The organism is Nitrincola alkalilacustris, assembly GCF_008973755.1.
In the GTDB taxonomy this organism is placed as follows: domain Bacteria; phylum Pseudomonadota; class Gammaproteobacteria; order Pseudomonadales; family Balneatricaceae; genus Nitrincola; species Nitrincola alkalilacustris.
On the sequence record NZ_WBOM01000006.1, the window covers coordinates 51,710 to 73,113 of the forward strand.

The 21,404-nt window shown below is 53.2% G+C and carries 18 protein-coding genes; 14 read left to right on the forward strand and 4 right to left on the reverse strand.

The genetic code is table 11. The features are described from left to right. The first annotated feature begins 221 nt into the window (after positions 1-221). The gene (gene rluC / locus F7R27_RS12100; RefSeq protein WP_151704531.1) at positions 222-1,193 is read left to right on the forward strand and encodes a 23S rRNA pseudouridine(955/2504/2580) synthase RluC; all 972 of its coding nucleotides are present in this window, start codon (positions 222-224) and stop codon (positions 1,191-1,193) included. Positions 1,194-1,238: 45 nt separating this feature from the next. On the opposite strand, the gene F7R27_RS12105 is transcribed toward rluC, so the two are convergent. Further along, on the reverse strand, positions 1,239-2,996 hold the full coding sequence (locus F7R27_RS12105; protein WP_168927495.1) for a methyl-accepting chemotaxis protein: 1,758 nt from the start codon (positions 2,994-2,996) through the stop codon (positions 1,239-1,241). Positions 2,997-3,344: 348 nt separating this feature from the next. On the opposite strand from F7R27_RS12105, the gene F7R27_RS12110 reads away from it, so the two are divergent. The 3 genes from F7R27_RS12110 (at position 3,345) to thrH (ending at position 6,236) form a co-directional block, all read left to right on the forward strand. After that, positions 3,345-4,448, forward strand: coding sequence for a DNA-binding protein (locus F7R27_RS12110; RefSeq protein ID WP_151704533.1), 1,104 nt, complete (start codon positions 3,345-3,347; stop codon positions 4,446-4,448). Between the two features lie 122 nt (positions 4,449-4,570). Then, complete coding sequence (cysB, locus tag F7R27_RS12115) at positions 4,571-5,545, forward strand: HTH-type transcriptional regulator CysB (protein WP_151704534.1); 975 nt, start codon at positions 4,571-4,573, stop codon at positions 5,543-5,545. A gap of 73 nt (positions 5,546-5,618) precedes the next feature. Further along, positions 5,619-6,236, forward strand: a complete 618-nt coding sequence (thrH, locus tag F7R27_RS12120; RefSeq protein ID WP_151704535.1) for a bifunctional phosphoserine phosphatase/homoserine phosphotransferase ThrH — start codon at positions 5,619-5,621, stop codon at positions 6,234-6,236. Between the two features lie 90 nt (positions 6,237-6,326). Here thrH and F7R27_RS12125 read toward each other — a convergent pair whose 3' ends face one another. Then, entirely contained in the window at positions 6,327-8,192 is a 1,866-nt protein-coding gene (locus F7R27_RS12125) for a methyl-accepting chemotaxis protein (protein WP_168927496.1), read from the reverse strand. 221 nt (positions 8,193-8,413) lie between these two features. Continuing rightward, entirely contained in the window at positions 8,414-9,793 is a 1,380-nt protein-coding gene (pabB, locus tag F7R27_RS12130) for an aminodeoxychorismate synthase component I (protein WP_151704537.1), read from the reverse strand. A 128-nt stretch (positions 9,794-9,921) separates the two neighbouring features. Here pabB and F7R27_RS12135 point away from each other — a divergent pair, with 128 nt between their 5' ends. The 9 genes from F7R27_RS12135 (at position 9,922) to prpF (ending at position 19,568) form a co-directional block, all read left to right on the forward strand. Further along, positions 9,922-10,794, forward strand: a complete 873-nt coding sequence (locus F7R27_RS12135; protein WP_151704538.1) for an alpha/beta fold hydrolase — start codon at positions 9,922-9,924, stop codon at positions 10,792-10,794. Positions 10,795-11,020: 226 nt separating this feature from the next. Next, positions 11,021-11,569, forward strand: coding sequence for a hypothetical protein (locus F7R27_RS12140; RefSeq protein ID WP_151704539.1), 549 nt, complete (start codon positions 11,021-11,023; stop codon positions 11,567-11,569). 191 nt (positions 11,570-11,760) lie between these two features. Further along, complete coding sequence (locus tag F7R27_RS18620) at positions 11,761-11,901, forward strand: hypothetical protein (protein WP_168927497.1); 141 nt, start codon at positions 11,761-11,763, stop codon at positions 11,899-11,901. A 73-nt stretch (positions 11,902-11,974) separates the two neighbouring features. Next, on the forward strand, positions 11,975-12,733 hold the full coding sequence (locus F7R27_RS12145; RefSeq protein ID WP_151704540.1) for a DUF4336 domain-containing protein: 759 nt from the start codon (positions 11,975-11,977) through the stop codon (positions 12,731-12,733). A 187-nt stretch (positions 12,734-12,920) separates the two neighbouring features. Beyond that, complete coding sequence (locus tag F7R27_RS12150; RefSeq protein WP_151704541.1) at positions 12,921-13,634, forward strand: GntR family transcriptional regulator; 714 nt, start codon at positions 12,921-12,923, stop codon at positions 13,632-13,634. After that, positions 13,627-14,520, forward strand: a complete 894-nt coding sequence (prpB, locus tag F7R27_RS12155; protein ID WP_151704542.1) for a methylisocitrate lyase — start codon at positions 13,627-13,629, stop codon at positions 14,518-14,520. Before F7R27_RS12150 ends, prpB begins: the two co-directional genes overlap by 8 nt. A 50-nt stretch (positions 14,521-14,570) precedes the next feature. Further along, the gene (prpC, locus tag F7R27_RS12160) at positions 14,571-15,701 is read left to right on the forward strand and encodes a bifunctional 2-methylcitrate synthase/citrate synthase (protein ID WP_151704543.1); all 1,131 of its coding nucleotides are present in this window, start codon (positions 14,571-14,573) and stop codon (positions 15,699-15,701) included. A gap of 86 nt (positions 15,702-15,787) precedes the next feature. Beyond that, a complete protein-coding gene (acnD, locus tag F7R27_RS12165) occupies positions 15,788-18,388 on the forward strand; it encodes a Fe/S-dependent 2-methylisocitrate dehydratase AcnD (RefSeq protein ID WP_151704544.1) in 2,601 nt (866 codons plus the stop codon). A gap of 1 nt (position 18,389) precedes the next feature. Next, positions 18,390-19,568, forward strand: a complete 1,179-nt coding sequence (prpF, locus tag F7R27_RS12170) for a 2-methylaconitate cis-trans isomerase PrpF (RefSeq protein ID WP_151704545.1) — start codon at positions 18,390-18,392, stop codon at positions 19,566-19,568. A gap of 44 nt (positions 19,569-19,612) precedes the next feature. Here prpF and F7R27_RS12175 read toward each other — a convergent pair whose 3' ends face one another. Continuing rightward, on the reverse strand, positions 19,613-20,488 hold the full coding sequence (locus F7R27_RS12175; protein WP_151704546.1) for a LysR family transcriptional regulator: 876 nt from the start codon (positions 20,486-20,488) through the stop codon (positions 19,613-19,615). 126 nt (positions 20,489-20,614) lie between these two features. On the opposite strand from F7R27_RS12175, the gene F7R27_RS12180 reads away from it, so the two are divergent. Beyond that, positions 20,615-21,385 carry a ferredoxin--NADP reductase gene (locus F7R27_RS12180; RefSeq protein ID WP_151704547.1) on the forward strand — a complete coding sequence of 257 codons (771 nt, stop codon included), beginning with the start codon at positions 20,615-20,617 and terminating at the stop codon, positions 21,383-21,385. The last annotated feature ends 19 nt before the right edge of the window (positions 21,386-21,404 follow it).

Here is a 21,404-nt window from a genome sequence, read left to right on the forward strand (position 1 = left end):
CGCACTGGCGAAGGTGGTGGAAGCGTTACTTCAAATTCGGGTTTATATCGTTTGATATAGCATGTTTGCCACAGGCCGGACTACGCCAGTAAAGAGATCGTATTCAGAGTAAATTGACTGGTCGTGCGGTTTTGCAAAATTAATAAAGCCAACCGTCCTCGGCAACGCTAGAATATAACAGTAAAGCCATTGAGCATCAATCGGGTGTTAAACAACTTACTATGACAAATTCAGATGCGAAGTCGCGTCCTCAGGTTCGTTATGTCACTGTCGAGCCGGAACAGGAGGGGCAGCGAATCGATAACTTTTTGCGCACACAACTCAAGGGTGTACCCAAGACGCTGATCTACAGGGTATTGCGGAAAGGGGAGATCAGGGTCAACAAGAAACGGGCCAAACCGGATTACAAGCTGGTATCGGGTGATGAGGTGAGAATTCCGCCTGTCAGGGTATCCGAGCCGAATGCGCCTGATATTATCGGTCGGGGATTTCTGGATCGCCTGGAGTCGGCCATCCTGTACGAAACCGATGCGCTAATGGTGATCAATAAACCATCCGGGCTTGCCGTACATGGTGGCAGCGGGATCACCAGCGGCCTGATTGAAGCGGTCAGGCAGATGAGACCGGATGCACGTTTTCTCGAACTGGTTCATCGCATAGATCGTGATACCTCCGGCTGCCTGATGATTGCCAAGAAGCGCAGTATGCTGCGCCACTTGCATGAAGGACTCCGTGAGCGTCAGATCAAGAAAATCTATCAGGCCCTGGTTGTCGGGCGCTGGGATAAGCGTCAGCAGCGTATCGATGCACCTTTGCTGCGTAATGAGTTGCAGTCAGGTGAGCGCATGGTTCGTGTTGATAACAGCGGCAAGAGCTCGATAACGGATTTCAGGCTGCTGCGCCGTTTCGGTGATCTGGCAACGCTGGTTGAAGCCAGCCCCTTGACGGGGCGCACACATCAGATTCGTGTTCATTGCCAGTATGCCGGTCACCCGATTATTGGTGACTCGAAATATGGCGATGAGAGCATGAATCAGCGTATGAAGGCCTATGGTATCCATCGCTTGATGCTTCATGCGGCGGAAGTCAGGGCGAGGTTGCCTGACGGTGAGATGTTGGTTGTGAAGGCAGAGATGGATCTGGATCTTGCTGATTTGCTGTCAGAACATATATCGGACAGTGTTTCTGGCTAAAGCGACCCGCCCCTATACATTACTCTGTAAGGGGCGGGTAAAGGTTCAGCTTTGTTGTGGTAGCTGAAAGTGACTGATGCTGATCATCATCTCATCTGTCAGATTTGTCAGGGAGGCTGCCGATTCGGCAAGCTGTCTTGCTGACAGGGCGGTTTCGGTGACAGAGTTGCTGATGTTATTGAGATTGACGTTGATCTGCTCAGCGACAGCTTCCTGCTGCTCGGCTGCAGTGGCGCTCATGACATTCATATCATTCAACTCATTGACCGATGAGGAGATGGTATTGAAGGCTGCGCTGGCGGAGGCTGAAAGTTGAACATTGCGCCTTGCCCGGTTGCACCCTTCGGTCATCGCAGTGACGGCGTTTGATGCACTCAACTGCAACCGTTCAATCATGGAGTGGATCTCATTGGTGGATCCCTGGGTTCTGCTTGCCAGCGTGCGGACCTCGTCAGCAACTACTGCAAATCCTCGACCCTGCTCACCAGCACGTGCGGCCTCTATGGCAGCATTCAGTGCCAGCAGATTGGTCTGCTCGGCAATACCATTGATGACATCCACCACCTGAAATATCGCCTGGCTGTCGGCCCTGACGGCTTCGATCACTCTGGCGATCTCCTCGATTTCACTTGCCAGCGTGCCGATGGCATCTGCACTTTCCGTCATGATACCCAGGCCATCCCTTGCATGAGCATCTGTCGCTTTACTCAGTTCTGCCACCTTGGAAACACTGAGCGCAACATCCTGCACAGTTGCCACCATCTCAGTCATGGCCGCCGCTACCTGTTCGGCCTCTTTCTGCTGATGATCAACGCGCTCACTGGCCTGCTCACTGTTATGGTGAAGTGTCGCTGCCGCTCCCGTGATTGACTCTGCTGCTTTGCGGGTGGCCGCAATAACATGCACCAGACTACTGCGCATCGCTTCAGCGCTGGCCATGATGCTGCCATGAGTGGCGCTTGGCAGGGTGTTGGAAATGTCACCCTCGGCAATATCCTGCAAGGCTCTTGCAACTATGACCGGCTCGCCACCTATTGTTCGCTTGAGGAATACATAGCTGAAGTAGAGTCCGCCCAGCAATACCAGCAGAATGATGAAAACAATGCCGATCAGAAGAGTGAGCCACGCAGTGGCCTGATGGTTCGCCTCGGTGACCGCTGCCAGTGTGCGTTGATCAAGGAGTTCGAAAAAATCATCCACAGGCTTCATGATCTGGGCTTTAAAGCGGTGATAGTCATCGCTGTGCATTAGGCCGCGGGCCAGCTCCAGATCCGGTTCTCCTCTCAGGGTATAAGCGCCGTTGCTGTCGGCAAACAGGCCCTTAACCGCATTCATGGCTTTGGTTTCAAGTGCGACGAGGGCATCCGAGTTCTGCTGTGCTTCGGTCAGTTTCGCAAGCTCTTCATGGCTGAAACCTGCCTGGCGCATCAGTTGTGTCAGCGCAATCGTTTCTCCCGGAGGCTGAGGGGCCGGCTCTCCGGCAGCGACAAAGTCCCAGTAGATGCGGTGATAGTTTTGCGGGCGAGGTTTTTCTCCGTTGCGGATGGCGAGAATATCAAAGTATTGTTTTTCCCATTTTGGATCCCCGGTCACGGCATAGGTACGCGCCAGGCGAGTCAACTCATCGGAACTTTGACGTAATTCGTCTGCCAACAGGTAGGATTGATAGCGGTTATGACTGGATTCAGCCAGCTCCTGCCCCAGTCCAAGCTGGCGAACTGTGGCTAGTGCAAGGAGTATCATGAGAGAGGCAACGGCAAATGCAAGGAGGAAAAACAGCTTTCGAACAGTCAGGTTTTTCATAATCAGTCCCTTTTTCCTTTTATGAAGTATCAGCTCTCCTGAGGCAGGCTGATTCTGCATGCAGAACATCTGCCTACTCTGGAGAAATCCTGTTTGCTGCAGGTTCAGATCCATTCTGATTGTATTGTTGTTCTGTTACAGATCTGCCTGATGCAGATAAAGTATGCACCAGAAAGGGGCTATGTCCAGATATTGCTGCACCGATCCAGTGCTTTAATTTCATTGATTCCAGCACTGTCAAAAGCTACGAAGCATAGGGTATGCTACGCAGGTTGGGCTTTTGCGGGCGTGTTGCAGATTTGTGGTTTTGTTTTTTTTCGTTTTTCAAGTCAGTGGTTTAGTGTGTAAATGGATATTGAAACTATCAGAGTTCAAGTGTTTGAGGTGGCTGACCAGTTGTTATTGTCAGGTCAGTACCCAGACGTTGCAGTGATCGCCTCCAGGCTGCGCATTTCGCCGGAAGAGATAACTCAGAGTCTGGATGAGTGGTGGAAGGCGTTGCCTGAGCGGGTAAACATCAAAGGCGATCACCACTTCGAAATACCCGGAATGCCGGATGTTCTGGCACAAGCCTTCACGCGCGTATGGCAGCAGGCGGTTCAGGAGGCGCAGTCACATGTCATTCTTTCCCGGAAGAAGCTTGATGTCGGCGAGGAAGAGGATCGGCGGGTCAATGATGACGCGGTACAGAAATCGCATAATCTTTATGTTGAACTGGAAGCTCGTTACCGGGATCTGCAGCTCAAGCTTGAGGAGAGTCGTGAGCAATCCCGTGTGCTTGATGCTGAGTTGACGGTTCTGAAGGGTAATCTGGCTAACGAGACCAACCATCGTAAAAAAGAAGAGCAGAAACGCTCTACCCTTGAGCATGAGCTGGCTCAGCTGAGAAAAGTGCATGATGATGCCAAGCGCGTCTTTGATCAGCGCATCAAGGAAGAGCAGCGTCATATGCTTGAAGCGCTGGCGAAGGAGGAGGTCGAAACCCGCTTCTATCGTAATGCACTGGAAAAAGCGCGGGAGGAGGCCAGTAAGAGAGAGTCTGAGTTTACCCGAGAGGCGCACGATCTGCAGACGCGCCTGGCCAGACGTGATGTCAATGTTGACACGCTGAAGTCTCAGACCAAGGGAATGGAAGCGGAGCTGCAGAAGTTCAAGCAGGAGGCGGCTTCTCAGCAGCGCGAGTTGTCCAAACTGAATAATCAACTGCTGGCTGAGTTGAATAAAACCAAGCGTCTTGAACAGAAGGTCAGAGAGCTGCAGGAAGAGTCGCGTCGAACCAATCAGAAATTGCTCTCCCAGTCCAATGAGAGTGCCAAGCGCGAAAATGCATTGCGTCTGCAGCTGAAGGATAAAGAGGATAACTTGATCAGAGCAGAGGCCAAGGTCAATTCGCTGGAGAAGCGGATGATCAGCTATGAAGAGGAAGTCAGGCGCCTTAGCTCACGTATTTAGTTGATCTGATGGCTGATAACTCAGTATAAAGTGATACAGTTAATATCAATACCTGTTCTTTTTTGAATTTAGTTATATCATGGTGTTATATTTGAGTTTGTTTATGTAATCAGGATATCAAGATGAAACTGCAGCAATTGCGTTATATCTGGGAAGTTTCCAGGCACGATCTGAATGTATCTGCCACGGCTCAGAGTCTTTACACCTCTCAGCCGGGTATCAGTAAACAGGTTCGTTTGCTTGAAGACGAGCTGGGTGTTGAGGTGTTTGCCCGCAGCGGCAAGCATCTGACACGAGTGACGCCCGCAGGTGAAGCCATTCTGCAGATAGTGGGTGATATTCTGCAAAAGGTTGACAGCATCCGCCAGGTTGCTCAGGAGTTCAGTGACGAGAAAAAGGGCACGCTGAGTATCGCCACGACTCATACCCAGGCTCGCTATGCCTTGCCCCCGGCGATCAATGAGTTTATCAAGATGTATCCGGATGTCTCTTTGCATATGCAGCAGGGAACGCCGATGCAGATTTCGGAAATGGCTGCCGATGGCGAGGTGGATTTTGCCATTGCCACAGAAGCCATGTCGCATTTTTCTGACCTGATCATGATGCCCTGCTATCACTGGAATCGTTCGGTGGTGGTACCCAAGGACCACCCGTTGGCTCAGGTCTCCAAGCTGACGCTCGAAGAGCTGGCACGTTACCCTATCGTCACTTATGTATTTGGTTTTACCGGCCGCTCAAAGCTGGATGATGCATTTCGTGACCGAGGCCTGACGCCACGAGTGGTTTTCACTGCAGTGGACTCTGATGTTATCAAAACCTATGTACGCCTCGGTCTTGGTGTGGGTATTGTGGCGACAATGGCTTTTGAGGCGGAGCAGGACAGTGATCTGGTAGCGCTGGATGCCAGTCATCTGTTCGAGGCCAGCACAACCCGTATCGGCTTTCGCAAAGGGACTTTTCTGCGTGGCTACATGTACGATTTCATCAAGCTGTTTGCGCCGCATCTTACGCCCGAAGTGGTACAGAAGGTTCAGGCATGTGCAAACCGTCACGAAGTGGAAGAGATGTTCAGTGGCTATGATCTTCCTCATCATTGAGGTGGATATCCGACTGTATCGTTAATTTATCAATGATCACTCATGCCGCTTTGCGGCATGCTGAGGAGGGTATGTGGAACTGGCTTGTCTGGATCTGGAAGGGGTGCTGATTCCCGAAATCTGGATTGCGTTTGCAGAGGAAACCGGAATTGAGGAACTCAAGGCAACAACGCGTGATATTCCCGATTACGATGTGCTGATGAAACAGCGTCTGCGTTTGCTGGATCAGCATGGTCTGACGTTGCCCCAGATACAGGACACGATCAGTCGTCTGACGCCGCTGGAGGGCGCAGCAGAGTTCCTGGATTGGTTGCGAGAACGGTTTCAGGTAGTAATCCTGTCGGATACTTTCTATGAGTTTGCTCAGCCATTGATGCGTCAGTTGGGTTTCCCGGCGCTGCTTTGTCATAAGCTGGAAGTGGATGAGGCGGGGCGCATTGTGGGGTATACCCTCAGGCAGCGTGATCCCAAGCGCCAGTCAGTCAGGGCTTTTCAGTTGCTGAATTATCGAGTGATTGCGACTGGTGACTCCTACAACGATACCACCATGCTGACGCAGGCTGAGGCCGGTATTCTGTTTCATGCACCGGATAATGTCATCAGCGAGTTTCCACAGTTCCCTGCGGTGCAGACCTATGGTGATCTGAAGCGTGCCTTTGTCACTGCCAGTAATCGCCCGCTGACGCTTTAAAAACAACATAACTATAGCTGCAAAACTGTAGCTGCAAAGAAAAGGGCTGGCCAGATTAACTGGGCAGCCCTTTTTAATGCGAGTGTGTGATCAGACCTTGAAGTTATCGGTCAGCTTTTTCAGTGAGCCTACCACCTGATTCAGATCAGCTGTTCTTTCACGTGTGATATTGGCTTGTTCGGCCAATGTGTCAGCGACCTGCTTGATCTGCTCAGTGTTGCCGCTTATCTCGGTTGTCACTGCGTTCTGCTGTTCAACGGCGCTGGCAATCTGTACGGCCATGTCGCTGATATTGCGGCTTGCACTATCGATCATCTGTAATCTCTCAGCGGCCTGTTCGGCGTTGGAGACACTGTTGAGTGCCTGCTCCTGACTATCACTCATCATATTGACTGCCTTGGAGGTTGACCCTTGCAATTGGGTGATCATCTGCTGGATCTCTTCCGTTGCTTTGTGACTGCGTTGTGACAGAGTACGCACTTCGTCGGCCACCACGGCGAAGCCTCGACCCTGCTCACCAGCGCGTGCAGCCTCTATCGCCGCATTCAGTGCCAGCAGATTGGTCTGCTCTGCGATGCTCTGGATGGTCGCCAGAATGCCGGTGATATTCTGAACATGGGTGTTCACCTCGGAGATGGTTGTTGTGCCCTGAGCAATCTGCTCTGCCAGATTTGCAATGCGTTTGCGGTTATCGCTGACAACGCCCAGTCCCTGTTGGGTCGAGTCTGCAGCATTCTGTGCAGCCGCTGCTGTCTGTTCGGCATTGCGCGCGATCTCGCTGGTTGCTGACGACATCTCCTGTGCAGCTGCAGCCAACTGGGTCAGTTCACCCTGTTGCATGGCCAGTTGATCAAGATTCATCTTGACCTGCTCAGCACTCACCTTGGCATCTTCATGCAGGCGTCCGGTCAGTTGAATCACTTCCGTTATGGTGACCTGCAGGCGCTCTATGAATTTGTTGAACGCCTGGCTCATGCGGCCAAATTCATCCTGACTGTTCACCTCAAGGCGGTGAGTCAGGTCGCCCTCGCCCTGGGATACATCATCCAGTGCGACAGCAAGCTTCTTCAATGGGCGCAGCAGATATTTGACGAGGAGCAGCAGCAAAGCGCCGGCTACCAGCAATACCAGTACACTCAGTGTCAGCAGGCGCCAAGCCAGTGCATTCAGTGCTGCAACCGCTTCGCTGCGTTTAACCAGCAATACAAAGGTCCAGTTGGCATCGTCTACACGTGTGGGTGACATCAGCCAGCGCTCCCCGAGATAGCTGACTTCAACCATCTGGCCTGGCCTTGGCAGGGTCACACCGGGTAGCAGTTCGTTCAGTGGTTTCTGAACTTGCTGGGGATTAGGGTGGGCGATCAGCCTGGATTCACCATCCAGCATCCACAGCTCTGATGTCCAGCGGGACTCCAGCTTCAGCAGCTCGTCTATAACGGCGTTAATGCTGATATCCGTACCCAGAACTCCGCGCATGCTGTTTTTCAGCGGCGTGGCGAAGGAGATGATCAGGTCACCGCTACCGGCATCGATATAGGGCGGTGTAACGACCATGCCATTGGCTTGCAGCGCCTGCTGATACCAGGGGCGTGTGCGAGGGTCATAATCACCCGGTAGATCCGCTGCAGGGGATGACTGCCACATGCCGCCATCGGCGGTACCCGCATAAACCAGATCAAATCGTCCGGCTTCGCGGCCAAGTGTCAAGGGGGCTGTGGCATCGGCCTCATTGGTGGGTAGTTGATTAGCCAGTGCTTCTATGACATCTGATTTTGCCGTGACCCAGTCCTGAGCGAAGGTACGGGCAGTGCGCAACGTATTGTCCAGCTCACTGTGTATCGCCTGGTTGACTTCGGTGCGTAGCAGTTGTGCCGCCAGCATGCCCAGAGCGAGCAGTGCTACAGCGAGTAGTGCGAGCATGGAGCAGAGTATTTTTTGCTGAAAACTCAGTTGCATAATCAGAACCTTTTGCCGGATTTTGTTGGATTGCATGCCATGAGGCTTTTTGACTATCCGTGTTTTTTATCGTCCTGCTTATACTAAAGTATTATTCTTTGTATGTTAGAGTCTGTACAGCCCTGAATGAAAATTAATGAAAAAGAACTATTTAAGTCAATTATAGTATGCCATCTAAAAAAGCCCGATTATTTCAAAAAAATATTCCTCAGGCGTCGCTTCTATTGCGAGCCAGTCTTTAGTGTGAGCTCGAGGCTGCGCAGCAGGTTATTCACTTTGTTGAATGTTTCCTGATATTCGGAGTCGATTTCCGAATCGGCGACTATACCCCCACCGCCCCAGCAATAGATCCGGTTCTGATGATGTAACAGGGTCCTGATCGTAATATTGGTATCCATACGGCCACAGGCACTGATATAACCGATACTGCCGCAATAGATGCTGCGCCTGTGGGGTTCCAGTTCGTCAATGATCTCCATTGCTCTGATCTTGGGCGCGCCGGTGATTGAGCCACCCGGAAAACAGTCTTTGAGCAGATCGATAGCGTCCTTGTTTTCTGCCAGGCGTGCCGTCACTGAACTGACCAGATGATGAACATTCGGGTAACTCTCCAATGCAAAGAGCTCGGGTACCTTGACGCTGCCGGTAGCTGCCACTTTGCTCAGATCGTTGCGCAGGAGATCAACTATCATGACATTCTCGGCTCGATCCTTTGTTGAGTTGATCAGCTCGTCTGCCAGTTGCTGGTCTTCCTCTGGCGTCTTTCCTCGCGGGCGAGTTCCCTTGATCGGGCGCGTTTCAATATGTCCATCAGGCTCGCAGCGGAGAAAACGCTCAGGAGACAGGGACAGGACAGCCCCATCCTGGCTTTCAAGATAGGCGGCAAAGGGTGTCGTAGCGACCTTGCGCAGGTGTTGATATGCCTGCCAGCTATCGCCACTGGCCTGTGCGGTGAAGCGCTGCGCAAAGTTGATCTGATAACAGTCCCCGGCGTGGATATATTCATCAATACGGGTTAGTGCTGTGTGATAGTCAGTTTCGGTCAGATTGCTTATAAAAGGTGTATTCAGTGTGAATGTCGGCGCTTCAGTATGGACGGGCTGCAGAATACGAGCCCTGAGCGCTTCAAGCTGGTTCTCGCTGATGCTGTTATCAGCAATCAACTCCAGTGTGTTCAAGCGATTATCGCGAATCACTGCCCAGCGATAGCGCCCGACGCGCAGCTCCGGAAAATCGATATCATCCTGTGCCTGTGATGGCAAACGCTCAATATAGCGCCCCAGATCATAGCCGAAGTGTCCTATCAGACCACCACAGAAGGGAAGGTCATCAGTCTTCGATCTGTCCATCTCGGCCATCAGGCTGCGCATGACCTCGAAAGGGTCTTGATGCAGTATCATCTCCTGATTGTGCTGGGTCAGTGTCAGGTGCCCTCTGTTGAGACGCAAAATCGCGTCCGGTGCCGCACTCAGAATATCAAAGCGACCAAACCGATTTTGCAGGCCACAACTGTCCAGCAACACGGCATTGCCGAGCGCTCTGATACGGTTGAAGACCTCTGGTGTAGAGAGGGTGTCGGGTAGTTGCAGGCGGCGAATCAAACAGAAATCTCTCAGGCAAAAGCGGAATTCTAAACCTATCCTGCCAGACAGGCGAGCATCCTGTTGGTCAGCGGTTATAATTCATCGCCTTGAACCTCTTTTTTTGCTGCCATGGAGTCAATTGAGCGATGAAGCACCCCTTCCAGCGCGAGACACATCTGCTGACACTGCCCGACCAGCATCTGACCTGGTACCGCTATACCAATCCTGCTATTGAGCCAGGGCGTCGTTTACTGCTGGTGCATGGCGCGGGTGTAGCCGGGCGGGATACCTGGGAGATGTTACTGGCTTTTCTTGCACACTGGCATGAAATAGTCGTCCCGGATATGCGTGGTACCGGCGATACGCGTTACCCGGATGGGGTAGAGCATGGCTTCGTCCTCGGCCAGTTGGTCGGTGATCTGGGCGCGTTGCTGAATACGCTGCAATGGGATCACTTCGATCTGGGAGGCTATTCGCTGGGTGGACTGGTATCTCTTCGGCTCAAGCAGCAGCTTGGTGCACGCATCGAAAAACAGTTTCTTCTGGAGTCTGCACTGCTGGATCGGCCAAGTATGCATGAGACGGTACTGCTTCGAGAGCGCTATTCTGAAGCGGCTGAGCATCTGCGCTCGACGGATACGGAGCAGGGGATCCGCGCCTTTCTTGATACCATCTCCCCGCAGCGTAAAACCGCGGCCAAGGCAGAAGATCTCACCATCAGTCGTCTGGGTCAGCGTCCGATTGGCTTTGCCCATGCGCTGGATGCTGTCACCCAGGCTATTCATCATCTTGATCGTGATCAGTTGCTGGCAGCACAGGGTGATGTCACCAGCTTTATCGGAGGTAACAGCGTGCATGCCATGCATCAGTTGCACAGGGATCTGGCCGATCAGATGCCCAACTGGCACTACTTCCTGATTACCGGCACTGACCACTCACTCCCCTTCCAGAAGCCGCGCCAGATTGCACGGATCATGAATGAGGAGATGGTTCGGTTTATGACGGGTAGGGAGTCATAAACTGGCATATGTTGTTCTGTAGTTCAAGCTATGAGGAAGTGGAAAGATGTATGCTGATCGGATAGCTTTTTTTAGACCAGGGTTTGAGTGAACTTCAATTGTTATTGCGAGGTCATTAAACCTGCATCCAATGGCTGTCGGGTGCGTTCTTAAAGAAAACATAAATATCATAAGGTTGCCTGCCCTGAGTCAGACGTTTTTTTCGGGGCATGACTAGGAGAGCTCAATGAAAATAGCTAACACAATGGTATTAACACTCGCCGCTATCGCCTCCCCAGCGCTGGCAGAGGTTGTCAACCAAGGCATTAGCGAGAGTGAAGTGCTGAACGCCCAGAATGGCTGGTGTGAAGCACTGGTCAATATCAGCAGCACTTATTCTGAAAATGGTCTGGATGCAGCTAAAGCCATGGCTGAAGAGGTGATTGATGCTGCCTATGGCTATCAGATAGGTGCCGTTTTATTCAAGCCTACACTCACTGTTAACCCGCAGACTTTCCGTACCACGCGTGCCGGTGCATTGTCTTACTTTGTTGGTGGTGATCAGGACTACCCGACCGATACAGGCTTTGCGCTGAAAAACTGGACGAAGTGCGAGGTCGACAATGCTGGGATTTTCATCGGTGGCAGGAGTGCCAACACGATGGGTAAGGTTCACTTTACTGACAAGGACGGACAGGTTACAACGGTGGATAAAACCTGGACCTTTGTTAAGGATGATGCCGGCCAGATGCGTATAGTCGTGCACCATTCGTCGCTTGAATACACTGGCCAGTAGGCTTTTGAGGAGTATTCGACCCTGCCGGGAAGCCGGCAGGTTGATATTGGAAGGCAAAACATGGCTACACGACAGGTCACAGCAATTGCATTAAAGCTGCTCGCCATATGGATGCAAGCTCAACATTCTGGGTTGCCTAGCTGAAAAGCATCGAGGTCGTGCTTGATGAGGGTTAATAGCAGGATGAACCTATGCAGCAATACGATGAACAACGGCTGATGCGGCCAGCACAGTATGGTGGCCTTTGCGGTGAAGCATCCCACAGCGGTGGCGCTGTTGACCGATCGCTCTCCTCCCTGGTGGCATCACCTCATGAGCAGTCGCCAACTTGAATCAATACCTGATCAGTTACTTGAAGCTATCAATCAACTTTAACGCTTGATCAGTCTTTAATGAGGATTTTTCATGTTCAAGGACAGAGCAACCGGCTACGAACCACTTTATCAGCTAAAGCAGATTGCCCCGAATGTCTGGATTGCCGACGGTGGGTGGATCCGCTTTTATGGTCTGCCTTTTCCAACACGGATGACGGTGATCAGACTGTCTGATGGTGCTATCTGGGTGCACTCGCCGATTGCTGATCTCAATGGGCTTGCTGATGCGGTTGCTGCGCTTGGACCTGTACGTCACCTGATCGCGCCCAACTGGATACATTATGCCTGGCTGCCCGCATGGCAGACGCGCTTTCAGGAAGCGACCACATGGGTCAGTCCCGGGGTCGTCGATCGCGCTTCGAGCAGGGGGCTGCAACTGAGTTTTGATCATCTTCTGGGCAATCAACCGCCCGTACAGTGGGCTGCCGATATCGATCAGCGCCTGGCAGACTCGAGTGTGCATCGTGAGGTGGTGTTCTTTCATCATGCGAGTAAAACGCTGGTGTTGACTGACCTGATAGAAAACTTTGAACCCCACAAGGTTCCCTGGTGGGCTCGTCCCATCCTCAGGGTAGGCAGGGTTTGTGATCCTGATGGTGGGATGCCGCGCGATATGGCAGCCAGTTTTCGACGGCGTCCGGAGCATTTGCAGGAGCTGGTTGACACGATGATCGCCTGGAAACCGGAACGGATAGTCTTGGCACATGGTCGCTGGTATCAAACCGATGGTGCTGTTGAGTTGAGGCGGGCATTCCGACGTGTTCTGAGTGAGAAAAAGGCACTGACCTGAGCGCTCTGATTCCTCTATTTAGAGGTAAATAAGGCCTCTTCTCCTGTCTCGGGTTGCATACTCGGGAAATCCCCTAGACCTTCGTATGATGTAGACAACTTTTCTTAAAAAGACGGTTGACGGCCTCTTTTATGGCCGGTATCGTTGGTTTAAATAAAGATTGTCGACAATCTTAGCGAGGCAAAGCATGTCAGAGACCAGCAATGTGTTACCGCTCGAGCCGCTGACGAGAACGCTGGCAGATAGAGTCTGCCATCAGATCGTGACAGCTATCGTCAAGGGTGAATTGCCACCGGGCTACAAGATAAGCGAACCGGAACTGGCGCGTACCTACGGTATCAGCCGTGGGCCCCTGCGTGAGGCGATCCGTCGGTTGGAGGGGTTGCGACTGGTTGAACGCAAGCCTCATATCGGTGCTCGTGTCGTGCAGCTTTCTGCACGCGAACTGATTGAGATCTACCATGTGCGTGAAGCGCTGGAAGGGATGGCCTGTCGTCTGGCTGCAACTCATATGTCTGATGAAGAGGTGCAAAGCATTAAAGATCTGCTCGATCTGCATGAAAAATCGGTCGAGCAGCGCGAGTGGAGCTCCTATTTTCAGAAAGAGGGCGACCTCGATTTTCATTACCGAATTGTACAGGGCAGTAAGAATGCCAAGCTGCTGGAGTTGCTGGGCGCTGACCTGTATCACCTGGTACGCATGTACCGCTATCAGTTCAGTGTGTCGAGTTCCAGACCCAAGCGTGCACTCAAGGAGCATCGTCAGATTATCGATGCAATCGAGGCCAGGGATCCTGAGCTGGCTGAGTTGCTGATGCGTCGTCATATCAGCTCTGCACGCCGGAATATCGAAAGCAAACTGAACACTGTGAATGAAACCAAAGGGGATAAAAATGGCTGAGAAACTGACTGCGGGTGGGCGCTTTCGTAAGGCGCTGGCTGAGAACCAGCCACTGCAGATTGTTGGCACCATCAATGCTTACCACGCAATGATGGCAACCAGGACCGGGCACCAGGCGATCTATCTGTCGGGTGGCGGGGTCGCCAACGCGTCCTATGGCCTGCCTGATCTGGGCATGACAACCTTGAACGATGTACTGGAAGATGTTCGTCGCATCACCGGCGCGGTCGAAACGCCACTATTGGTGGATATTGATACCGGCTGGGGTGGCGCATTCAATATCGCCCGTACCGTTCGAGACATGATCAAGGCGGGTGCGGCGGCGGTGCATATCGAGGATCAGGTGGCGCAGAAGCGCTGTGGTCATCGCCCTAATAAGGAGATCGTTTCTCAGGCCGAGATGGTGGATCGTATCAAGGCAGCAGTGGATGCCAGAACCGATGACGACTTCTTCATCATCGCCCGTACCGATGCTTTCCAGATGGAAGGGCTGGATGCTGCAGTCGAACGCGCCCAGGCGTGCCTTGAAGCGGGTGCCGATGGCATCTTCGCCGAGGCGGTGCACACCCTCGAGGATTACAAGGCGTTTTCGACCGGTATCAATGGTCGCCATCTGCTGGCCAATATCACCGAGTTCGGTGCCACGCCACTGTTCAATAAGGCTGAGCTGGCGGAGCAGGGTGCCACCATGGTGCTGTATCCGCTGTCGGCCTTCCGTGCCGCTAACAAGGCTGCACTGAATGTGTTTGAGCATATCCTGAAGGATGGTGATCAGAAAGCAGTGATCGATACCATGCAGACCCGCATGGAACTCTATGATTTTCTTAACTATCACGATTTTGAGCAGAAGCTTGATGAGCTGTTTGCCCAGGGTAAAAATAAGTAAAGCAGGCAAAAACTGCTGCAGGGGTAACCCTTATACAAGAGGAGAGAACAATGGCTGAAGCAAAACAACTCGGTGGTGCTGGCCTGCGTGGTCAGTCCGCGGGTGCTACGGCTCTGTGTACTGTAGGCCAGACTGGTGCGGGCCTGACCTACCGTGGCTATGATATGAAAGAGCTGGCAGACAAGGCCGAGTTTGAAGAGGTCGCCTATCTGCTGGTGTATGGCAAATTACCGAATCAGGCTGAGCTGGATGCCTACAAGGCTAAGCTCAAGTCGCTGCGTGGCCTGCCAGAAGCGCTGAAAACCGTGCTGGAGCAGATTCCGGCTGATGCGCATCCGATGGATGTGATGCGTACCGGTTGCTCAATGCTGGGTAATCTGGAGCAGGAGAAGGATTTCAGCGAGCAGTATGACAAGATCGATCGCATGCTGGGTATCTTCCCATCGATCATCAACTACTGGTACAACTTCTCCCATAAGGGAGAAAGGATCAATGTTGAACCCGATGCCAACTCCATTGGTGAGCACTTCCTCTGGACTCTGCATGGCAAGAAGCCTGACCCGCTGCATGTCAAAGTGATGCATGCGTCGCTGATTCTCTATGCTGAGCATGAGTTTAACGCGTCTACCTTTGCTGCACGTGTTTGTGCATCTACCTTGTCAGACATTCACAGTTGTGTGACCGGTGCTATCGGCACGCTGCGTGGGCCGCTCCATGGCGGTGCCAATGAAGCGGCAATGGCGATGATACAAGACTGGAAATCCCCGGAAGAGGCTGAAGCCAACATCATGGGGATGCTGGAGCGTAAAGAGAAGATCATGGGCTTTGGTCATGCGATCTATCGTGACTCCGATCCACGCAACGAGATCATCAAGGGCTGGTCTAAAAAACTGTCTGAGCAGGTAGGTGATAGCGTTCTGTACCCTGTCTCTGAACGTGTTGAGGCGGTGATGTGGCGCGAGAAGAAGCTGTTCTGCAACGCGGACTTCTTCCATGCTTCTGCGTATCACTTCATGGGTATCCCGACCGAACTCTTCACACCGATCTTCGTCTGCTCGCGAGTGACTGGCTGGACGGCACATGTGATCGAACAGCGTGAAAATAACCGCATTATTCGTCCGAGTGCCGACTACACAGGGCCAGAGCAACGTCCCGTACCACCCATGTCTGAGCGTGACTGATTCGGGAACATAACAAGGAGGAGTCGGCTAACTGCTGCTCCTCCAGATCTGGCCTGTCAAAACCAATTCGAGTGAGTTCCGACGCCATGAATACTGAATACCGCAAACCTCTGCCCGGCACCTCGCTGGACTACTTTGATACTCGTGCTGCTGTCGATGCGATCCAGCCTGGCGCGTATGATCAGTTACCCTATACCTCTCGTGTACTGGCTGAGCAGCTGGTGCGCCGCTGCGAGCCACAGGATCTGACGGATTCACTCAGGCAGTTGATCGAGCGCAAGCAGGAGCTGGATTTTCCCTGGTATCCGGCGCGCGTAGTATGCCATGACATTCTGGGTCAGACCGCTCTGGTAGATCTGGCTGGCCTGCGTGACGCTATCGCCGATATGGGTGGTGATCCGTCCAAGGTGAACCCGGTGGTGCCGACTCAGTTGATCGTTGACCACTCATTGGCAGTCGAAGCCGCGGGTTTTGATCCGGATGCCTTTGAAAAAAACCGTGCCATTGAAGATCGCCGTAACGAAGATCGTTTTCACTTCATTGAGTGGACCAAAACGGCTTTTGAAAACGTCGATGTGATCCCCGCCGGAAACGGCATCATGCACCAGATCAACCTGGAGAAGATGTCTCCGGTGATTCAGGTGCGCCCGGATGCAAACGGAAAGTCTGTGGCTTTCCCGGATACCTGTGTTGGTACCGATTCCCATACTCCGCACGTGGATGCATTGGGTGTTATCGCTATTGGTGTCGGTGGCCTTGAAGCCGAAACCGTGATGTTGGGTCTGCCATCCATGATGCGTCTGCCCGATATCGTAGGTGTCGAGCTGGTTGGCAAGCGTCAGCCCGGTATCACTGCCACCGATATCGTGCTGGCGTTGACCGAGTTCCTGCGCAAAGAGCGTGTCGTGGGTGCCTATCTGGAATTCTTCGGTGAAGGGGCGTCCAGCCTGACGATTGGTGATCGTGCCACTATCTCCAACATGACGCCGGAATACGGTGCCACCGCTGGCATGTTCTACATAGATGAACAGACTATCGACTACCTGAAGCTGACCGGCCGTGAGCCTGAGCAGGTGGCGCTGGTGGAAAACTACGCCAAGACCACTGGCCTCTGGGCTGACACGCTTGCAAAAGCCGTATACCCACGAGTGCTGAAGTTTGATCTATCCAGTGTGGTGCGTACCATGGCTGGCCCCTCCAACCCGCATGCTCGTGTCTCCACCAGTGATCTGGCGGCCAAGGGCATTGCCGGTAAATGGGAAGAGAAAGCGGGCGAAATGCCCGATGGCGCGGTGATTATCGCTGCTATCACCAGCTGTACCAATACCTCCAACCCACGCAATGTAGTGGCGGCTGGCCTGTTGGCGAAAAAAGCCAATGAGCTGGGCCTGATCCGCAAGCCCTGGGTCAAATCCTCTTTTGCACCGGGCTCCAAGGTTGCCAAACTCTATCTGGAAGAGGCCGGTCTGCTGAGCGAGTTGGAAAAGCTTGGTTTTGGTATCGTGGCTTATGCCTGCACCACCTGTAACGGCATGTCCGGTGCACTGGATCCGAAAATCCAGCAGGAGATCATCGAGCGTGATCTGTACGCCACAGCGGTGCTGTCCGGTAACCGTAACTTTGATGGTCGTATCCATCCTTACGCGAAGCAAGCGTTTCTGGCTTCACCGCCGCTGGTCGTTGCCTACGCCATTGCTGGTACCATCCGTTTTGATATCGAAAAAGACGTATTGGGCACCGACAAGAGCGGCAACCCGATTACGCTGAAGGATATCTGGCCGTCAGACGAAGAGATTGATGCACTGGTCAAAACCAGTGTCAAGCCGGAGCAGTTCCAGCAGATCTACATCCCGATGTTTGACCTGGATCGTGGCGAAGCTGCCAAAAGCCCACTGTATGACTGGCGCCCGATGTCCACCTATATCCGCCGTCCGCCTTACTGGGAGGGTGCTTTGGCAGGTGAGCGTACCATGAAGGGGATGCGCCCGCTGGCAGTGTTGCCTGACAACATCACCACCGACCACCTGTCGCCATCCAATGCGATCATGATGGACAGCGCCGCAGGTGAATATCTGCACAAGATGGGTGTGCCGGAAGAGGACTTTAACTCTTATGCCACTCACCGTGGTGATCACTTGACCGCTCAGCGTGCCACCTTTGCTAACCCGAAACTGATCAATGAAATGGCCGTGGTGGATGGTCAGGTCAAGCAAGGTTCCCTGGCGCGTGTTGAGCCGGAAGGTAAAGTGATGCGCATGTGGGAAGCGATCGAGACCTATATGGAGCGCAAACAGCCGCTGATTATCGTGGCCGGTGCCGATTATGGTCAGGGTTCTTCACGTGACTGGGCGGCGAAGGGTGTGCGTCTGGCCGGTGTGGAAGTGATTGCTGCTGAAGGTTTTGAACGCATCCATCGCACCAACCTGATCGGCATGGGTGTGCTGCCGCTGCAGTTCGAAGTCGGTACCACACGTAAAACCCTGGGTCTGGACGGCACAGAGACCTACGATGTGGAAGGTGAGCTGAAGCCACGCGGCACCATGACTCTGGTGATCAATCGCAAGAGTGGTGAGCAGGTTAAAGTGCCGATGCTGTGTCGTCTGGATACGGCGGCTGAAGTGCATGTCTATAAGGCAGGCGGTGTATTGCAGCGCTTTGCCCAGGACTTCCTTGAGGGGAGTGTCTGATATGTCTACAGCACCACAGATCAAAATTCCCGCCACCTATATGCGTGGCGGCACCTCCAAGGGGGTCTTTTTCAGCCTGAGTGATCTGCCTGAAGCTGCGCAGGTGCCAGGTGCAGCGCGTGACAGAGTCCTGATGCGTGTGATCGGCAGCCCCGACCCCTATGGGCAGCAGATAGACGGTATGGGTGGTGCGACTTCCAGCACCTCCAAAACCGTGATTCTGGCGAAAAGCGAGCAGCCGGATCACGATGTGGATTATCTGTTTGGGCAGGTCGCCATCAACAAGGCATTTGTCGACTGGACCGGCAACTGCGGCAACCTGACCGCTGCCGTGGGGGCCTTTGCGATCAGCAAGGGGCTGGTGGATGCCTCGCGTATTCCGGAAAACGGCATCTGCACGGTGCGCATCTGGCAGAAAAACATCAGTAAAACCATCATTGCCCATGTACCCATCACCAACGGTGAAGTACAGGAAACCGGTGATTTTGAACTGGATGGCGTGACCTTTCCCGCGGCAGAGGTGGTGATTGAGTTCATGGATCCTGCCGATGGCGAAGGCTCCATGCTGCCAACCGGTAATGTGGTGGATGATCTGGACGTGCCTGGTATCGGCAACTTCAAGGTGACGATGATCAACGCCGGTATTCCGACCATCTTCTTCAATGCAGCTGATATCGGCTACACGGGTACTGAGCTGCAGAAGGATATCAATGGGGATGCAGAAGCGCTGGCGCGTTTTGAAACCATGCGTGCTTATGGTGCCGTGAAGATGGGGCTGATAAAGGAGATTGCCGAAGCGGCTGATCGTCAGCATATACCGAAGATCGCATTTGTTGCCCCGGCTACCGACTATACCGCATCAAGTGGCAAGGCGATTGCTGCCAACGAGATAGATCTCTGCGTGCGGGCACTGTCGATGGGCAAGCTGCACCATGCGATGATGGGTACAGCATCTGTGGCGATTGCCACGGCGGCAGCGGTACCCGGTACGCTGGTGAATCTGGCTGCTGGTGGCGCTGAGCGTGATGCCGTCACCTTCGGCCATCCATCCGGAACGCTGCGTGTCGGTGCAGCTGCCACGCAGGTGGATGGCGAATGGACTGCCACCAAGGCGGTCATGAGCCGCAGTGCACGTGTGCTGATGGAAGGGTGGGTCAGGGTGCCGGGCAATACTCTTTAGGGTGCCTTTAGGGCGCCTTTACGGCGCCTTTAAGGAGAGCAGGACTATACCTCGCAGAAGTTGATCCACTCCTGCAGTGCCTTACTGAGAAACTTGTGTTGATGCTGTACCAGATAGAACTGCCTGTCCAGCGGACGGTGGGGCAGTTCCAGCGGTACAAGTGCTCCGCGGCGGATATTGTCCTCCACAGACAGACGGGACAGGCATCCCAGCCCCAGCCCTGATTCAACGGCGCGCTTGATCGCTTCAGTATGTTGCAGCTCAAGCGGTGGCTTGAGCTCGGCGATCAGGCCATGCATGGCGCGATCAAATGTCTGGCGCGTGCCTGATCCGGGTTCGCGCAATATCCAGTCGGCCGCGAGAATCTCCTCATCTGACAGTGACTCCTTACCTGCCAGAGGGTGATCTGGTGCGCAGAATACCACCAGCTCATCCTTGGTCCAGGGGGTCAGTGTCAGATCCGGGTGATTCAGTTCACCCTCGATCATGCCCAGATCCAGCTCGAAATTAGCGACTTTTTCAATAATACTGGCAGTATTGGCAACCTGCAGGCGTACACTGGCCTGAGGGTAGGCGGCTCGGTATCGGGTCAGAATGCCGACGGCAAGATAGTTGCCTATGGTCAGGGTGGCACCGATATTGAGTGAGCCTAGAGCAGAGCGTTGTTGCAGGTGCTGCTCCAGTTCACGCGCCTGATCGAGCAGTGCTTCAGCCAGAGGGCGGATAGCGCGGCCAAGGTCATTCAGCACCAGTCGTTTGCCGACGCGATCAAAGAGCTGGATTTCGTACTGGTTCTCCAGCTCCTTGAGCGCATTACTCGCAGCCGACTGCGAGAGATTGAGCTGTTCGGCTGCTCGACTGACGTTGGCGGTGCGGGCGGTTTCGATAAAGACATCCAGTTGGCGCAGGGTAAATTTCATAGTTATAAAATCGATATGGATTATTCAAATTACTCATTTTTTAAATAATAGATAAGTGTTTAAACTATGTGCAAGTACTAATTTCGGCGCGTACAACTTTACAGCGCGAGACAAGGGGTTTGACGAATGGCTAATCTGCACAAAGAGCGAGTGCTGGATGTACAGCACTGGAATGACACACTGTTCAGCTTCAAGACAACACGTGATCCCGGTTTCCGTTTCAAAAACGGCCACTTCACGATGCTGGGGCTGGAAGTCGATGGCAAACCTCTGCTGCGTGCCTACAGTATTGCCAGCGCGAACTATGAAGAGGAACTCGAGTTCTTCAGCATCAAGGTAGCCGATGGCCCGTTGACCTCACGCCTGCAGCAGATCCAGCCCGGTGATGAGATCTTTATCAGTCGCAAACCGACCGGCACGCTGCTGACCGATTTCCTGCTACCTGGCAAAAATCTGTATCTGCTGGCCACCGGAACCGGTCTTGCACCCTTCATGAGCATCATCAAGGACCCTGAGGTTTATGAAGCTTATGAGAAGGTGATTCTGGTCCATGGCGTGCGCTTCGTCTCAGAGCTGGCATACCAGAAGGATATTACGGAAGTACTGCCAAACAATGAGTTCTTTGGTGAGTATATCCAGAACCAATTGCACTACTATCCTACGGTGACCCGTGAGCCTTATGTGAACCAGGGCCGCCTGACCGATCTGATGCGCTCCGGCAAGCTGTTTGAAGATCTGGGTATTCCTGCGCCAAACCTGCAGGATGATCGCTTCATGATCTGTGGCAGCCCAGCGATGCTGAAGGATACAACATCCGTACTCGACGATTGGGGCTTCAAGGAAACACGCCAGGGTGTTCATGGCGAGTATGTGATTGAGCGTGCATTTGTAGACTAAGCTCAGACCACGTAATCAA

What these genes read in the sequence shown, in the direction of transcription:
- rluC (WP_151704531.1), top strand. Translation starts at nt 222, where the DNA reads ATGACAAATTCAGATGCGAAGTCGCGTCCTCAGGTTCGTTATGTCACT.
- F7R27_RS12110 (WP_151704533.1), top strand. Translation starts at nt 3,345, where the DNA reads ATGGATATTGAAACTATCAGAGTTCAAGTGTTTGAGGTGGCTGACCAG.
- F7R27_RS12150 (WP_151704541.1), top strand. Translation starts at nt 12,921, where the DNA reads ATGTCAGAGACCAGCAATGTGTTACCGCTCGAGCCGCTGACGAGAACG.
- F7R27_RS12125 (WP_168927496.1), bottom strand. Translation starts at nt 8,192, where the DNA reads ATGCAACTGAGTTTTCAGCAAAAAATACTCTGCTCCATGCTCGCACTA.
- F7R27_RS12175 (WP_151704546.1), bottom strand. Translation starts at nt 20,488, where the DNA reads ATGAAATTTACCCTGCGCCAACTGGATGTCTTTATCGAAACCGCCCGC.
- F7R27_RS12180 (WP_151704547.1), top strand. Translation starts at nt 20,615, where the DNA reads ATGGCTAATCTGCACAAAGAGCGAGTGCTGGATGTACAGCACTGGAAT.
- F7R27_RS12145 (WP_151704540.1), top strand. Translation starts at nt 11,975, where the DNA reads ATGTTCAAGGACAGAGCAACCGGCTACGAACCACTTTATCAGCTAAAG.
- F7R27_RS12140 (WP_151704539.1), top strand. Translation starts at nt 11,021, where the DNA reads ATGAAAATAGCTAACACAATGGTATTAACACTCGCCGCTATCGCCTCC.
- acnD (WP_151704544.1), top strand. Translation starts at nt 15,788, where the DNA reads ATGAATACTGAATACCGCAAACCTCTGCCCGGCACCTCGCTGGACTAC.
- prpC (WP_151704543.1), top strand. Translation starts at nt 14,571, where the DNA reads ATGGCTGAAGCAAAACAACTCGGTGGTGCTGGCCTGCGTGGTCAGTCC.
- cysB (WP_151704534.1), top strand. Translation starts at nt 4,571, where the DNA reads ATGAAACTGCAGCAATTGCGTTATATCTGGGAAGTTTCCAGGCACGAT.
- F7R27_RS12105 (WP_168927495.1), bottom strand. Translation starts at nt 2,996, where the DNA reads ATGAAAAACCTGACTGTTCGAAAGCTGTTTTTCCTCCTTGCATTTGCC.
- F7R27_RS18620 (WP_168927497.1), top strand. Translation starts at nt 11,761, where the DNA reads ATGCAGCAATACGATGAACAACGGCTGATGCGGCCAGCACAGTATGGT.
- prpB (WP_151704542.1), top strand. Translation starts at nt 13,627, where the DNA reads ATGGCTGAGAAACTGACTGCGGGTGGGCGCTTTCGTAAGGCGCTGGCT.
- F7R27_RS12135 (WP_151704538.1), top strand. Translation starts at nt 9,922, where the DNA reads ATGAAGCACCCCTTCCAGCGCGAGACACATCTGCTGACACTGCCCGAC.
- prpF (WP_151704545.1), top strand. Translation starts at nt 18,390, where the DNA reads ATGTCTACAGCACCACAGATCAAAATTCCCGCCACCTATATGCGTGGC.